Consider the following 14398-nt stretch of genomic DNA (forward strand, 5'->3'; position numbering starts at 1 on the left):
CGGTATCGCCTAGCGATATCGGCCGTTTTCTTTAGTAAATCGTCGTCTCGGTCATCGAGTCGTCTGTCTCATCGGTTGACGGTTCGTCCGCCGTGACGGGCATTCCAAGCTCCGTTTGGAGAAGGGCTTGCGCATCTCGTAAATCAGCGGGGTCGAGCTCATAGTAATAGACACCGTTCAACGTCAAATCGGTTCCTTCAAGCGTTTCGCGATTGAACGACTTGAGCGATTTCGTATACGGTTGAAGCTGTGAGGCTTCTGCCAAGGACATGTTCGTTCGAATGTTCTCACCGACCGCGTTCATGATCCGGTTCAACTTGGTGAACGAGTTGATCGTGGTCGCCTCGTTGATGATGGCCTCGATGACTTGTTGCTGTCGACCGGCCCGACCGATGTCACCGGCAGGATCTTGTTTTCGCATGCGGGCGTAGGCAAGTGCTTCTTTTCCGTTCAACACTTGAACGCCTGGTTCTAACTCGACGTTTCCGGTCGCTTTTCCGGAGATGGGGATAAGGACGTCAATCTCGACGCCTCCGACCGCATCGACGAGGTCTTCGATGCCATCAAAGTTGATGGTCGCATAGTAGTCGATGGGGATGTCGAGCAAGTTCTCGACGGTCGCGATCGTCGTATCGATGCCGCCGTAAGCATACGCATGATTGATTTTGTCTTTGAATGGTTCTCCTTCATCAAGGATGATGTCGACATACGAATCGCGCGGGATGCTGACGAGTGTCACTTGACGCGATTCTTTGTTGAACGTCGCGACCATCAACGAATCACTTCGACCTTCTTCAAGCGAGGCGCCGCCATCGACCCCTGCTAACAGGACGGAGAAGTGGTCTTTCGTCAAATCGATGGTCTCGTCGCGACGCTCTGACTTGTCGCCACGCTCCAACTCTTTGTTCGCGTTCTCGGCGGTCTCGTTCGCTTTGAAGACAAAATAGCCGAAAGCAGAACCGCCGATCAGCAAGACGACACCCAACACGATGAGGACGATTTTCCAAGGTGACTTTTTCTTGCGTGGGGGTGTTTCCATGTGGATTCCTCATTTCAGTTGTTTCTTTTAGTATAGGCGTTTCAGCGTTTGAAATCACGTTCGATGATGCGGATATCGTGGGTTTGTAGCGCACCTTGACCGTTCGTCATATCTGTCAGCCAATCGAGCGCTACAGTTGTCTCTTCCACGGGTACTGAAACGTGAAACGTGACGAGGTCGGCGTACGAGATATCGTCGAGCAAGTAGGTGGACTGACGCAATTCATTCTCGACTTTGCCGATCCAGGTGTAGTCGACGGTGAGCGTCAATTGCTGCATTTGCAAGCGTTCGACAATCCCAATCGCATCGAGTCCTTCGCTGACGGTCCCACCGTATGCCCGGATGAGTCCGCCTCCGCCTAATTTGATGCCTCCGAAATAACGTGTCACGACGACGACCGTGTCTTTGAGGTGACGTTTCCGCAACACCTCGAGCATCGGCATGCCCGCTGTACCACTCGGCTCCCCGTCATCGTTCGCTTTCTGGTGCTCGTTTCGTTCCCCAATGATGTAGGCAGAGCAGTTGTGGTTCGCGTTCCAATGCTCTTTTTTGATGCCTTGGATAAACGACTGCGCCTCTTCCTCGGTTTCGACACGTTTGAAGTGGGCGATAAATTTTGACTTTTGTATGACGACTTCGTATGTTCCACTTTGTTTTATAGTATAATTTGACTCAATAGACATTTCTGAAAATTCTCCTTTCTATTTTTAAATATTTTTTTTAGAATTCAAGTAGGCACACACGCTTCAATTGGCGAATGCAATTTATAGAAAATCTCTCATGTTCACTGTAAACCTGTTTTCAAGTGGACGATATATAAGGATAGATGAGGATTAACTACCGAACTATTAGGGGATGGCATCGTGAATCATATTACCGATCGGACAGCTTTAGAACATATCATAACAAATATGATTGATACGGTGACGGAAAGTAAAGAGGAGATTGTCCGTATAACCGAAAGTTCATCAACTGAATATTCTGCGATTCAAAACGAGTTGAAAGAATTGACGGATAAAATCGAGTTCTACATCGAGGAGTCCGATCGACTCGACCGACTCGTGAAAGCCGCGAAAGCCAAGCTCGTTCAAGTCAGCAAAAAGTTTCATATACATAGTGAGCAAGAAATTCGTGACGCCTATGAACGGGCGAATCAGATGCAACTGGAGCGGTTTCTCGTTCAAAAAGAAGAGATGGCGGCCCAGCAACGTCGTAACGATCTAGAACGACGTCTTCTTATTTTAGAGGACACGATCGAACGTGCCGAAAAGTTGATTGGTCGTGTCAGCGTCGTCTTGAACTTCTTACGGGACGACCTGCAACAAGAATATTCGGATATGATGAAAAAGCAGGAGATGGCCATCGGTGTATTCGAAGCGGCCGAGCGTGAACGACGTCACCTCGCTCGCGAGATGCACGACGGACCGGCGCAATCGCTTGCCCACATTTTGATTCGTGCCGACTTGATTGAAAAGACGTTTGATAAACGAGGGAAAGATGAAGCGTTTGCCGAATTACATGAATTGAAAAAGTTGATTCGTGGAGCACTCGTTGACGTACGTCGCCTGATTTACGATTTGCGTCCGATGTCGCTTGACGATTTAGGCTTTTTACCGACGCTCGAGCGCTATCTCCACCAAACGGAAGAGTACACGGCCATCAAGACGCGTCTCAACTATCGCGGGTCACGTGCCCGTCTGCCGGAGAAGTTAGAAATCAACGTGTTCCGTCTCGTGCAGGAAGCGGTACAAAATGCGATCAAGCATGCCAAGACGCCAGAAATTATCGTCAATGTCGAACAGGCGAGCGATGTGATTCACCTTCACATCCGCGACTATGGCATCGGTTTCGAACCGAGTTCGATTGGCGAAGAGTCGTTTGGGATCGTCGGGATGCGTGAGCGAATTGAGTTGGTGAACGGAAGTATCACCATTGACTCGGAAGTCGGCAAGGGGACGGTCGTCCGCATGTCGATTCCGATTCCGTGAGAGAACAAGGGGGAAGACATACATGGAAATGACACAGACACGCATTGCAATCGTGGATGATCACGAACTGTTCCGCGAAGGATTGAAGCGGATTTTTGATTTAGAAGATGAATTTACGGTCGTCGCAGAAGGACGGACGGGTCGCGAGGCGATTCGCATCGCCGGCGAACAAAAACCGGAGATTATGATCTTAGACATCAACATGCCGGACATGAATGGGATCGAGGCGACAAAGCAACTGTCGCTCCTGTCACCGGAGACACGCGTCCTCATCCTCTCGATCCACGATGATGAGTCGTATATCACGCATGCGCTCGAAGCGGGCGCGTCTGGTTTTCTCTTAAAAGAAGTGGCGTCGACCGAATTGATTTCGGCGGTCCGTGCCGTCGCTCGGGACGGGGCTTACCTACACCCGAAAGTGACGACGAACGTCTTGAAAGAATACCGTCGCCTTTTACAATTCAAAGGGGAACAAGCGGGTCGTGGCGTCGAAAGTCGCACGGATGACCCAGTGTATCAACTGTTATCACGTCGTGAGGTCGAGGTGCTGCACCTTCTCGCGGATGGTCGGTCGAACCGAGACATCAGTGACATGTTGTTCATCAGTGAAAAAACGGTTAAAAACCATGTGTCCTCTGTCCTCCGTAAGATGGATGTGAACGACCGGACGCAAGCGGTCGTCGATGCGATTCGCCGGGGATGGGTCGAGATTTGAGCGTCACCGATGCTTTACCTCGTTTTTGTGTTACAATATGGAATGGAATCCTAACATAATTGGAAAAATGAAACGACGTAAAGTGAGGATATAGTATGGGAAACATTGCGATTTTAACCGACAGTACCGCCTATCTGTCGGATGATTTTTTGGCACGACATGACGTCCATGTCGCTCCACTCAGTGTCATCTTCGATGGCGCGTCGTACCGCGAGTCGATTGATATGTCGACGGAGGCGTTTTATGAGCGAATCGAGGCAGGGAAACTGCCGACGACGTCACAACCAGTCATCGGTGAGACGGTCGAGTTGATTGAGAATTTGCCGGATGATGTGACGGACGTGATTGCCATCACACTCTCAAGTGGCATCAGCGGAACATACCAATCGATGGTCGCGTTAAATGATATGGTCGACGTGACCGTTCATGCGTTTGACTCAGAGATTTCATGTATGCCGCAAGCGTTCATGGTCGAAGAGGCGTTAAACCTCCGTGACAAAGGTGCCACACCGGAAGAAATCATCGCCCGACTCGAGACGGTCCGTGATTCGATTCGCGCCTATTTCGTCGTCGATGATCTCGATCATCTACAACGTGGTGGACGATTGAGCGCCGCGCAAGCGCTCGTCGGCTCGTTCTTACAAATCAAGCCGGTCCTTCACTTCCAAGACAAGTTGATCGTCCCATTTGAGAAGATTCGTACGTATAAGAAGGCTGTACGTCGAATCGAAGAAATGATGGACGAGTCGATCGCAGGTGACGGTGAGGGATACTGTATCGGAATCATTCACGCCAACTGCCCGGAGCGTCAGGCGGAAGAAATCGCTTCGATGAAACAGAAGTTCCCGAAAGCACACATCTCGGGAAGCCATTTCGGTCCGGTCATCGGAACGCATCTCGGACCTGGTGCAATCGGCATCACTTGGTATCGTCGCGAATGGTAAACCAAAAGACGACCGTTTTTGGTCGTCTTTTTCAATGGAGGAGGGAATGCGATGGCGAAATATCGCCAAATATTTGAGCGGTTGGCAGAAGAGATGCGGAACGGCACGAGACCTGCAGACTCGAAACTCCCGTCGGAGACGGAGCTGATGCATCAGTTCGAGGCAAGTCGGGGGACGGTCCGAAAGGCACTCGATCTCTTACAGGAAAACGGGTACGTCCGGAAGCACCACGGGAAAGGTGTCTTTGTGTTGAAGCGCGACCAGATCGAGTTTCAATTCAATGGGATCGTCAGTTTCTCAGAAGTGTACGCCAGCATGCTCGGTCGCTCCATCCAGACGCACGTTGCGGCGTTCGAAGAGATGGAGGCCCCACCTTGGCTCGTCGAACGGATGAACTTGAAACCGGGAACGCATGTGTTTCGCATCGAACGCGTCCGAAACTTTGACGGGGAGAACGTCATCCTCGATATCAACTATTTCGTCAAAGACCTCGTTCCTGGATTGACAGAAGAAATCGCTGCTCGTTCGATTTATGGCTATATCGAAGGAGAGCTCGGCTTACAGATCAGCTACGCCAAACGAAAGATTGCGGCGGAAGACGTGACCGAGCTCGACCGGATGCGTCTTGATTTGCATGACTATGAATATGTCATCGTCATCACGAACGATACGTTCTTATATGAAGGACAACAATTCGAATATACGGAATCGCGTCACCGCTTGGACAAGTTCCAGTTCAGTGACGTCGCCCGGCGCTAAAACCTCTTTCGAACAGGAAGAGGTTTTTTGTTTACGTGAACTCGATTAAGGGAATTTTTTACAATGAATCTAGTCACAGTACCTTCACTCAAACTTGTATATATAAGTTGTTGACTTAACTTATATAGATAAGTTATACTTTGTTTGTACTCATAAGTAACCGTTTTCATTTGAAGTTTTCAAACAAAGGAGGACAATAAACATGAAGGCAGATTATCGTCAAATTGCCGCAGACATCCTTGAAGCGATCGGCGGCAAAGACAACGTGGACAAAGCCGCACACTGTGTGACACGTCTCCGTCTCTCCCTCAAAGACCAGTCAAAAGTCGATGAGGCGCGTGTGAAAGAAGTCGATCTCGTCAAAGGGGCGTTCGAGAACTCGGGCGTGTATCAAATCGTCATCGGAGCCGGTGATGTCGACCGTGTCTATGCCGAGTTCATTAAACTCGCAGGACTTGAGGCGGCAACGGTCGCCGAGGTCAAATCCGCAGGCGGCAAAAAAATGAATCCGCTTCAAAAACTCGTCAAAGTCTTCTCTGACGTCTTTATGCCAATCATTCCAGCCATCATCGTGGCCGGTCTCCTCATGGGGATCAACAACTTACTTGCTTCTGAAGGTCTCTTCATCGACGGGCAGACGCTCATCGAGGCTTATCCGAACTTACAAGGACTTTGGGACCTCATCAACATGATGGCGAACACGTCATTCGTCTTCTTACCGGCACTTGTCGGATGGTCGGCGACGAAACGTTTCGGCGGAAGCGAAGTGCTCGGGATTGTCATGGGTCTCTTGCTTGTCCACCCGGACCTCTTGAACGCTTGGGGCTACGGAACAGCGGCACTTGAAGGAGAAGTACCGACGTTCGATATCCTCGGATTGTTCGAGATTGAGAAAGTCGGATATCAAGGTCAAATCTTGCCGGTTCTCGCCGCGGCTTATATTTTGAGCCAAATTGAGATGTTCTTGAAAAAACGTGTACCGAATGCGATTCAACTCTTGGTCGTTCCGATCACGACGATCGTTGTCACTGGATTCCTTGCACTCGCAATCGTTGGACCAATCACACGCGGAATTGGTAATGTGATTGCGACAGGACTCGTCAACACGTTTGAAGCCGTACCGGTCGTCGGGGCACTCCTCTTCGGATTGTTCTACGCACCACTCGTCGTCACAGGGATGCACCACTTGTTCATCGCCATCGACCTTCAGTTGATCGCAGATACAGGCGGTACGTTCATCTGGCCGATGATCGCACTCTCAAATATCGCGCAAGGTTCTGCTGCACTCGCCATGTTCTTCGTCTACAAGCACAACGCGAAACAAAAGAGCATGGCATCGACTTCAGCAATCTCGGCTTACTTCGGGATCACGGAGCCGGCGATGTTCGGGGTCAACTTGCCGAATAAATTCCCGTTCTATTCTGCAATGATCGGGTCAGCGATCGCAGCCATCTTCATCACATTGAATGATGTTCAAGCAATCGCGATCGGTGTCGGAGGACTCCCTGGATTCCTCTCAATCTTCACAGACAAAATCCTTCTCTTCATCGTCGGGATGATCATCGCGATCATCGTACCGTTCGCGCTCACATTCATCTTGTCGAAGCGTTACATGAAGAAAGGTGAAATCGAAGAAAATAAAGTCGCATAAGCATTGACTCGGGAGGGAGGGACGGCAGTTCTTCCCTCTTTCCTATTGAAATGAAAACTCTTACAAAAAAGGAGATGTCGTTGATGACACAGAAAAATTGGCGCAAATCAGTCGTCTATCAAATTTACCCGAAAAGCTTTTACAGTCCGGAAGGAAACGCGACCGGATCGATCAAAGGGGTGACGGCGAAGCTAGATTACTTGGCAGAACTCGGCATCGAATACATTTGGATGACGCCTGTCTATCAGTCACCTCAACACGACAACGGCTATGACGTGAGTGATTACTATGCCATCGATCCGTCTTACGGCACGATGGAAGACCTCGACGAATTGATCCGTGAGGCAGAGGCGCGGGGCATTGGCCTCATGATGGACATCGTCGTCAACCACTCGTCGACAGACCATGAATGGTTCCAGAAATCATTGGCGGGAGACGAGCGGTACCGTGACTACTACATCTGGCGCGACGAGCCGACGAACTGGGAATCGAAGTTCGGTGGGAACGCGTGGGAATATGACGAGAAGAGCGGGCAATACTATCTCCACTTGTTCGACGTGACTCAGGCCGACCTGAACTGGGAGAACGAACAGATGCGTGAAGACGTCTATGAGATGATGCGCTTCTGGCGCGAGAAAGGAATCAAAGGATTCCGTCTCGACGTCATCAACTTGATCTCAAAAGAACAAGATTTCCCGGAAGACGAGTCGGACGGTCGGAAGTTCTACACGGACGGGCCACGCATCCATGAATATTTGAAAGAAATGAACCGAGAAGTATTTGACGGGCATGACGTCATCACGGTCGGGGAGATGTCGTCGACGACGCTCGACCATTGCGTGCGCTATTCGAACCCGGACGAGAACGAGCTCAGCATGACGTTCAGCTTCCATCACTTGAAAGTCGACTATCCGAACGGCGAGAAATTCGTGGCCTCCCCGTTCGATTTCATCCAGTTGAAAGACATCATGTCGACGTGGCAACAAGGGATGCACGGGAAGGGATGGAACGCCATCTTCTGGTGCAACCACGACCAACCGCGTGTCGTCAGCCGTTTCGGGAACGACACGAACCATCGCGTCGAGAGTGCGAAGATGCTTGCGACCGTGCTCCACGGACTCCAAGGGACACCGTACATCTATCAAGGAGAAGAGATCGGGATGACGAATCCTGGCTTTGATGATTTGAACGAGTACCGTGACATCGAGACGCTCAACAACTATAAGTTGAAACGCGAAGAAGGTGTGTCGCATGAAGACATGATGGCAGCCATCAAACAAAAGTCACGCGACAACTCGCGGACGCCGATGCAGTGGGATGCGACGACGCATGCCGGCTTCACGAACGGCACACCGTGGATCAACGTGGCACCGAACTACCAGGACGTGAACGTCGAAGCGGCGCTCGATGACCCGAACTCGGTGTTCTACCACTACAAGAACTTGATTTCATTACGAAAAGAACTTGACGTCTTGACGGACGGGGACTATACGCTCCTCACGCCTGATTCGTTAGACGTTTGGGCATATACACGGAAGACGGACCGCGAGGAGCTCCTCGTCGTTGCCAACTTCTATGGAACGGAAACGACGTACACCATCCCGGAAGGTTTCGAGCGGGTGAGCGTCGTCAGCCACAACTACGACGTGCCTGAGCTCGACGGGATGACGTTGTCCCTTCGTCCGTACGAGGCGATCATGTTCTACAAACAGAAATAAGCAGGTAGGACCCGACTTTTTCGTCGGGTCCTATTTGTGTTTAGTCGTTCGGTTGTCTTTCGTAAGCCGAGTCGTACTCAGAGGTCCAATCTGTTAGCGTGAAAGGAAAAAGGAGCAAAGAGATATGGGGGAACTCCTCGTCGCATCAAACGGGACACGCGCCATCCGCTTCGGCATCTGTCAACGCTGCCTCAGCACGAATGTCCGGACGTTCACCTGTCATCACGGCTCGTGTGCCTACTGTCGGAACTGTCTTCATCTTGGACGGGTCTGCCGATGTGACTTTCTAGAAGAGCGGGACATCACGACACCACTCGAAACGACCAAATTGACGATGCCGTTCGAGCTCGCACCAGCCCAAATGATGGTCGCAAATCAACTGCTCACATGGTGGGACGAACGGAAGACCGGTCTCGTCCATGCGGTATGCGGTGCCGGAAAGACCGAGATGACGTTCCCGGTGATTGAGAAGGTCGTCAATGAAGGGAAACGGGTATTGATCGTGTCGCCGCGGAAAGACGTCGCCATCGAATGGGTAGAACGGCTCGAACAGGCATTCACCGTCCCCGTCACGAAACGATATGGGGGCGGGGAGAAAGACTCCATCGGGATGATCACCGTCGCGACGGCACCGCTCCTGCTTAATGTGCGCCATGTGTTCGATTATGTCCTCGTCGATGAGTCCGATGCCTTCCCGTTCGCTTTTGACGTGACGTTATGGCGCACCATCTATCGGGTCGGGAAAGGGGTGTTTGTCTTCATCACTGCGACTCCGACCGCTTGGCAACAGATGGTTTCGACGGTGCATCTGTCCCGCCGTTATCACGGATTTGATTTGCCGGTGCCGACACTCGTCAAACAGTCGGACGAACGGGTTTTCGACTTCTGTCGACGTCACGCCGCAAAACCGCGTCTCTTGTTCGTGCCGACAAAGCCTCACCTCGAGCAATATCGTAAGACGTTAGAAGAAGCAGGGTTTACATGTCGGACGGTATCGGCCGAGACCGAGGAGCGGACCGACGCGCTTCACTGGCTCCAAGAGACGGAGGGAATCGTCCTCGCGACATCGATTTGGGAGCGGGGGATGACGGTCCGAGACGTGCAGGTCGGGGTGCTTGAGAGCGAACATCGACTCTTCACGACACGGGGGCTTATCCAAATGGCAGGACGGGCCGGACGAAAACCCGATGCGCCGACAGGGGAGGTCTGTTTCTTTTATCATGAACGGACGTTTCGGCAAGATCTCGCCATCCGGGCGATCGTGAAGGCGAACAGTCGATGAAGTGTCTTCTCTGTCACCAACCGATGACCGTCCCGTGGACACCGGCCACGTTATGGCGACGCGACTGGGTGTGCCCGTCATGTGAGGACCGACTGACGCCGCTCGGGAAAGGCTGTCCGCGCTGTGGTCAACCGAACGAGACGGGGGAGACGTGCTCAGATTGCATCCGCTGGCTCGCGCTCGGCTCTGATTTGACCGTCCGTTGCCTGTACGCCTATGACGAGGCGGGAATCGAGTGGCTACATCGCTTCAAATTCAGTGGCGACGTCGTCATCGCCGCATCGGTCGCACCAAAACTTCGGGCACTGCGAGAACCTGGTGCGACATATGTTCCCGTCCCGCTCAGTGACGAACGACTCCAATTGCGTCGCTTCAACCAAGCGGATGTGCTCGCACGAAAGATTGGTCCGACCCGGCAACTGATCGAGAAAACCGAGGTTTCGAGTCAACGCGAACTCGGGAAAGAAGAAAGACGACACCGAACGAATCCTTTCACTGTACCAACTTCAGTGAAATGTGGGAAAATCATTCTTGTAGACGACGTTTATACGACAGGGACGACGCTCCATCAGGCGGCATTTTCACTGCGGCAGGCAGGTGCAACAGAAGTTTCTGCGATTTGCTTATTTCGGGCGCTAAACAAATCAAAAACCCGTCCGATATAAAAGGCAGAGGTGAAACCAATGGATGCAGCATCTTGCCAAATGTGCGGACGCTTGTTTATGAAACAAGGTCGCTCGCCTTATTGCCCATCATGTAGTGAAGTCGACTTCCAAAACTTCTTGAAAGTCCGTGACTTCATTCGTGAACCAGAAAACAAATCAACGAACATCGGCGCCCTCGTCGAAGCGACGGGTGTGTCGGAACTTGATATCACGCGATATATCCATGAAGGACGCCTGATCATCAAGGACAACCCGGAACTCCTCGTCGGCTGCGTACGTTGTGGTCAACCGACGAACGAAGGGAAAGTCTGTTCGAACTGCCAGAGAGATATGCAGAAGGAACTGTCTAGTCTACAAGAGAGCTTGACGAAGTCGTCAAGTGCTCGCGCTTATCGTTTGGATTAACATCATGAAGAGGGGGAAGACGCATGCGCATCGATTCAGCCAAGTGGGTACATTTACCGAACACTTATGAAAAGAAAACGCAAGTCGAGCCGAAGCCCGCGCCATCACGCCAAACGGACCAATTGTCAATCTCGGCGGAAGCCCGCGCCCGGTTTGAAGAACCGGTGAAACATCCGGACCGTCTCGCAAAAATCGACGCTTTGAAAGCAGAGATTGATGCGGGCACGTATTCACGGGACGCGCGTGAAATCGCCAAACGCTTTCTACAAGGATGAATGGAAGCGAGGTCCGTTTGAGGCCTTCGCACTGAATAACACGGCACGGAAGCTGACTAAATAAGGGGCACCCCTTTCTTTAGTCGGCTCTTTTTTTGAAAAAAGGAGAGACTCATGCTCACATTACATAAACGTTTACTCGAATTGGCCTATACGAAAGAACAGCTGCTCGTCCAAAATGACATGGCCGCTTTTAGCGCGCTCGTCAAAGAAGAGGCGAAACTCGTCCGACAAATCTCACAAAAAGAAGCGGAACGACTTCAAGGGACGTATGAATTGGACGATGAAGAGATAGAGGAACTGAGACCGGTCTTGTTCGAGTTGAAGCGTCAGAACGAATTGAACGCATCGCTTCTCGAACAGTCCCTGCGTTATATTACCTGGCACTTGGATATGCTCTTGCCAGAAGCAGATGATTTCACATACGGACAACAGGCGTTTGAAACACGCTCGTTCAGCCGTGACGTTTAAGGAGGAAGTACAGAATGGGCTCAACATTTATGGGATTAGAGACGGCGCGCCGCAGCCTGACGACACACCAATGGGCGCTCCAGGCGACGGGGAACAACGTGGCGAACGCCTCAAACCCTGGCTATTCACGCCAACGCCTCACCCTTGGGATGACGGAACAACTCTCGGTCAACTTCGGTGGCACGAAAGCCGGACAATTCGGGACCGGGGTACGTGGGGAAACGCTCGCCCGGATTCGCGATCTCATGATTGACCAACAGTATCGCGACGAGTCGGTGAAGAATGCGTTCTATGCGACGAAAGAGGCGGCGTTCGGGCGGATGGAGGACATCATCAATGAACCGTCTGAGAACGGACTTGCCAAATCGCTCGACTTGTTCTGGGCGTCACTTCAGGATTTGTCGGTCAACCCGGACGATACGGGTGCACGAAGCGTCGTCCGCCAGCGGGCGATGACGCTCGCCGAGACGTTCAACTACATGTCTTCGTCGCTGACGAAAGTACAAGACGATTTGAAAGCGGAAGCGGGCGTCGTGTCGAAAAAGATTAACGACCTGTTGACGAAGATCAATAACGTGAACCGTCAAATCGGGGACGCGGAACCACTTGGCGTCTTGCCGAACGAACTGTATGACGAGCGCGACCGTTACATGGACGAGCTTTCGCAATATATCGAGTTCGAGCGTGTGCCCGTCGATTACTTGAACGGGGAGACGCGTGGGAACTCGCAACGTGTCGCAGAAGGACGGATCGACATCCAGATCACCGTGCCAGGAAATCCGAATCCGATCAAATTGGTCGATGGTATCACGGGTGGTGTCGGGGAAGTGACCGAGTCGTCGTATCGCGCGGCAGATGCTGCAACAGCTGAGACGATGACGCTCCAAGACATGCCGAACGGCAAATTACGAGCACTCGTTGAGATGTACGGAAGCCAATCGGGTCCTGAAGCGGCGGATGGGGCGTATACGAAGATGCTCAAAGACTTAGACGAGATGGCGAGCGTGTTCGCGACGGCGTTCAACGACGCACACATGACGAACAAAGATGCATCAGGGACCGACGGACGAAACGATTTCTTCGTGAACGCAGGGACGAACACGAACACCGACATCAAAGCGTCGAACATCGAAGTGAACGAGACGTTCATGAGTAACCTTGACTTGATCGCTGCCTCAAAAGACGGCAATATCGGGGATGGGAGCGGGGCACTCGAACTCGCACGCTTAAAAGAGATGGCCTTAAGTTTTGCCGGGTCGGCCACGACGACGACATCGATCGGGAAATACTATCAAAACGTCATCGGGAACATGGCGGTCGAGGCGAGCCAGAACGCGAACCTCGCGAAGAGCACGTTCGCCCTCTTGAGTAGCTCGGACCAGCGCCGCCAGTCGGTAAGCGCGGTGTCGCTCGATGAAGAGATGACGATGATGATCCAATATCAACATGCATACAATGCGGCGGCACGAAACATCACGGCCGTCGACGAGATGCTCGACAAAATCATTAACGGCATGGGTGTCGTTGGGAGGTAATGACTGATGCGTGTCACACAGACGATGCTCACACAGACGAACTTGAAACACTTATCGAGTAGCTATAACACGCTCGCCCGCGTCCAGGAACAATTGATCAGCGGGAAGCGGATTCAAAAGGCATCGGAGGACCCGGTCGTCGCGATGCAAGGGATCCGGTACCGGACCGAGGTACGGGAAGTCGACCAATTCCGCCGTAACGTCAGCGAGGCGACGAGCTGGATGGACATGACGGACTCGACCTTGAACGAGGTCACGGAAGCCGTCAAACGGATTCGGGAATTGACGACGCAAGCCGCGAACGACACGTACGAGTCATCACAGCGCGCGATCATCAAGAGTGAGGTCGACCAGTTGATCGAACATATCGGCTCACTCGCCAACTCGAAGGCGGGCGAGAAGTATATTTATAACGGGACGAAAACGGATCAACCGCTCATTGACATGCAGGCGCTGAAAGACTATTTGAATGAAGCGCCAGGGGCGACGCTCGAGTCGATTTATGGAACGGACGGTCCTCCGACGGCGAGCGGGAAAATTGAGTTCGAAGTCTCAAAAGGCATCACGATGCAAGTGAACATGCAGCCGGAGACCGTCTTCGGCCGAGAGCTTTTTGAAGGATTGAAACAGCTGAGCGGTCTGCTCGCCGATGAAAATACGGGTGGTGCCGACTTATCGGCCCAGCTTGAGACGCTCGATACGATCGGGCAGAACTTGATCACGGAGCGGTCGGAGCTCGGTGCCCGTGCGAACCGTTTGGAGCTCGTCGACAATCGTCTACAAGACCACGAGATCATCGCGAAGACGATCATGTCTGATAACGAAGACATCGACGTCGAGAAAGTCATCATGGAGTTGAAGTCGCATGAGACGGTACACCGCGCCGCACTTTCTGCCGGGGCCCGTATCATTCAACCGACGCTCCTTGACTTCCTCCGGTAATCGGTCATG

15 protein-coding genes are annotated in these 14398 nt (G+C 52.1%); 13 read left to right on the forward strand and 2 right to left on the reverse strand.

Annotation, left to right across the window (positions count from 1 at the left end; all coding sequences use genetic code 11):
* Positions 1 to 31: 31 nt before the first annotated feature.
* Together PQI28_RS10380 and PQI28_RS10385 are read right to left on the reverse strand one after the other, a co-directional pair.
* Positions 32 to 1039, reverse strand: a complete 1008-nt coding sequence (locus tag PQI28_RS10380; protein ID WP_337874923.1) for an LCP family protein — start codon at positions 1037 to 1039, stop codon at positions 32 to 34.
* A 41-nt stretch (positions 1040 to 1080) separates the two neighbouring features.
* The gene (locus tag PQI28_RS10385) at positions 1081 to 1722 is read right to left on the reverse strand and encodes a YigZ family protein (RefSeq protein ID WP_214745866.1); all 642 of its coding nucleotides are present in this window, start codon (positions 1720 to 1722) and stop codon (positions 1081 to 1083) included.
* A 180-nt stretch (positions 1723 to 1902) separates the two neighbouring features.
* Between PQI28_RS10385 and PQI28_RS10390 the strand changes: the two genes are divergently transcribed.
* The 13 genes from PQI28_RS10390 (at position 1903) to flgL (ending at position 14389) form a co-directional block, all read left to right on the forward strand.
* Complete coding sequence (locus PQI28_RS10390) at positions 1903 to 3027, forward strand: sensor histidine kinase (RefSeq protein WP_214785931.1); 1125 nt, start codon at positions 1903 to 1905, stop codon at positions 3025 to 3027.
* 22 nt (positions 3028 to 3049) lie between these two features.
* Positions 3050 to 3742: a response regulator transcription factor gene (locus PQI28_RS10395; protein WP_271305325.1), complete on the forward strand. Its 693-nt coding sequence runs from the start codon at positions 3050 to 3052 to the stop codon at positions 3740 to 3742.
* 95 nt (positions 3743 to 3837) lie between these two features.
* Complete coding sequence (locus PQI28_RS10400) at positions 3838 to 4686, forward strand: DegV family protein (RefSeq protein ID WP_214693694.1); 849 nt, start codon at positions 3838 to 3840, stop codon at positions 4684 to 4686.
* Positions 4687 to 4737: 51 nt separating this feature from the next.
* Positions 4738 to 5445: a trehalose operon repressor gene (treR, locus tag PQI28_RS10405; RefSeq protein WP_337874924.1), complete on the forward strand. Its 708-nt coding sequence runs from the start codon at positions 4738 to 4740 to the stop codon at positions 5443 to 5445.
* Between the two features lie 202 nt (positions 5446 to 5647).
* Complete coding sequence (gene treP, locus PQI28_RS10410) at positions 5648 to 7096, forward strand: PTS system trehalose-specific EIIBC component (protein WP_214693690.1); 1449 nt, start codon at positions 5648 to 5650, stop codon at positions 7094 to 7096.
* 83 nt (positions 7097 to 7179) lie between these two features.
* Complete coding sequence (gene treC / locus PQI28_RS10415; protein WP_339963238.1) at positions 7180 to 8814, forward strand: alpha,alpha-phosphotrehalase; 1635 nt, start codon at positions 7180 to 7182, stop codon at positions 8812 to 8814.
* Between the two features lie 124 nt (positions 8815 to 8938).
* A complete protein-coding gene (locus PQI28_RS10420) occupies positions 8939 to 10096 on the forward strand; it encodes a DEAD/DEAH box helicase family protein (RefSeq protein WP_339963239.1) in 1158 nt (385 codons plus the stop codon).
* Positions 10093 to 10761: a ComF family protein gene (locus tag PQI28_RS10425; RefSeq protein ID WP_339963240.1), complete on the forward strand. Its 669-nt coding sequence runs from the start codon at positions 10093 to 10095 to the stop codon at positions 10759 to 10761. The genes PQI28_RS10420 and PQI28_RS10425 overlap by 4 nt, the downstream gene beginning before the upstream one ends.
* Positions 10762 to 10779: 18 nt before the next feature.
* On the forward strand, positions 10780 to 11166 hold the full coding sequence (locus PQI28_RS10430; RefSeq protein WP_074033761.1) for a flagellar protein: 387 nt from the start codon (positions 10780 to 10782) through the stop codon (positions 11164 to 11166).
* 23 nt (positions 11167 to 11189) lie between these two features.
* Positions 11190 to 11441, forward strand: coding sequence for a flagellar biosynthesis anti-sigma factor FlgM (locus PQI28_RS10435; protein WP_074033759.1), 252 nt, complete (start codon positions 11190 to 11192; stop codon positions 11439 to 11441).
* A gap of 114 nt (positions 11442 to 11555) precedes the next feature.
* Positions 11556 to 11912 carry a flagellar export chaperone FlgN gene (gene flgN, locus PQI28_RS10440; protein ID WP_074033757.1) on the forward strand — a complete coding sequence of 119 codons (357 nt, stop codon included), beginning with the start codon at positions 11556 to 11558 and terminating at the stop codon, positions 11910 to 11912.
* A 14-nt stretch (positions 11913 to 11926) separates the two neighbouring features.
* Positions 11927 to 13447, forward strand: coding sequence for a flagellar hook-associated protein FlgK (gene flgK / locus PQI28_RS10445; RefSeq protein ID WP_337874929.1), 1521 nt, complete (start codon positions 11927 to 11929; stop codon positions 13445 to 13447).
* A gap of 6 nt (positions 13448 to 13453) precedes the next feature.
* Positions 13454 to 14389 carry a flagellar hook-associated protein FlgL gene (gene flgL / locus PQI28_RS10450; protein WP_339963241.1) on the forward strand — a complete coding sequence of 312 codons (936 nt, stop codon included), beginning with the start codon at positions 13454 to 13456 and terminating at the stop codon, positions 14387 to 14389.
* Positions 14390 to 14398: the final 9 nt, after the last annotated feature.

It is taken from the genome of Exiguobacterium sp. USCH10 (assembly GCF_037619445.1).
Taxonomy (GTDB): Bacteria; Bacillota; Bacilli; order Exiguobacteriales; family Exiguobacteriaceae; genus Exiguobacterium; species Exiguobacterium aestuarii_A.

Coding starts and splice junctions, on each gene's coding strand:
- PQI28_RS10380 (WP_337874923.1), bottom strand. CDS start 1,039: ATGGAAACACCCCCACGCAAGAAAAAGTCACCTTGGAAAATCGTCCTC.
- PQI28_RS10385 (WP_214745866.1), bottom strand. CDS start 1,722: ATGTCTATTGAGTCAAATTATACTATAAAACAAAGTGGAACATACGAA.
- PQI28_RS10395 (WP_271305325.1), top strand. CDS start 3,050: ATGGAAATGACACAGACACGCATTGCAATCGTGGATGATCACGAACTG.
- PQI28_RS10400 (WP_214693694.1), top strand. CDS start 3,838: ATGGGAAACATTGCGATTTTAACCGACAGTACCGCCTATCTGTCGGAT.
- treR (WP_337874924.1), top strand. CDS start 4,738: ATGGCGAAATATCGCCAAATATTTGAGCGGTTGGCAGAAGAGATGCGG.
- treP (WP_214693690.1), top strand. CDS start 5,648: ATGAAGGCAGATTATCGTCAAATTGCCGCAGACATCCTTGAAGCGATC.
- treC (WP_339963238.1), top strand. CDS start 7,180: ATGACACAGAAAAATTGGCGCAAATCAGTCGTCTATCAAATTTACCCG.
- PQI28_RS10420 (WP_339963239.1), top strand. CDS start 8,939: ATGGGGGAACTCCTCGTCGCATCAAACGGGACACGCGCCATCCGCTTC.
- PQI28_RS10425 (WP_339963240.1), top strand. CDS start 10,093: ATGAAGTGTCTTCTCTGTCACCAACCGATGACCGTCCCGTGGACACCG.
- PQI28_RS10430 (WP_074033761.1), top strand. CDS start 10,780: ATGGATGCAGCATCTTGCCAAATGTGCGGACGCTTGTTTATGAAACAA.
- PQI28_RS10435 (WP_074033759.1), top strand. CDS start 11,190: ATGCGCATCGATTCAGCCAAGTGGGTACATTTACCGAACACTTATGAA.
- flgN (WP_074033757.1), top strand. CDS start 11,556: ATGCTCACATTACATAAACGTTTACTCGAATTGGCCTATACGAAAGAA.
- flgK (WP_337874929.1), top strand. CDS start 11,927: ATGGGCTCAACATTTATGGGATTAGAGACGGCGCGCCGCAGCCTGACG.
- flgL (WP_339963241.1), top strand. CDS start 13,454: ATGCGTGTCACACAGACGATGCTCACACAGACGAACTTGAAACACTTA.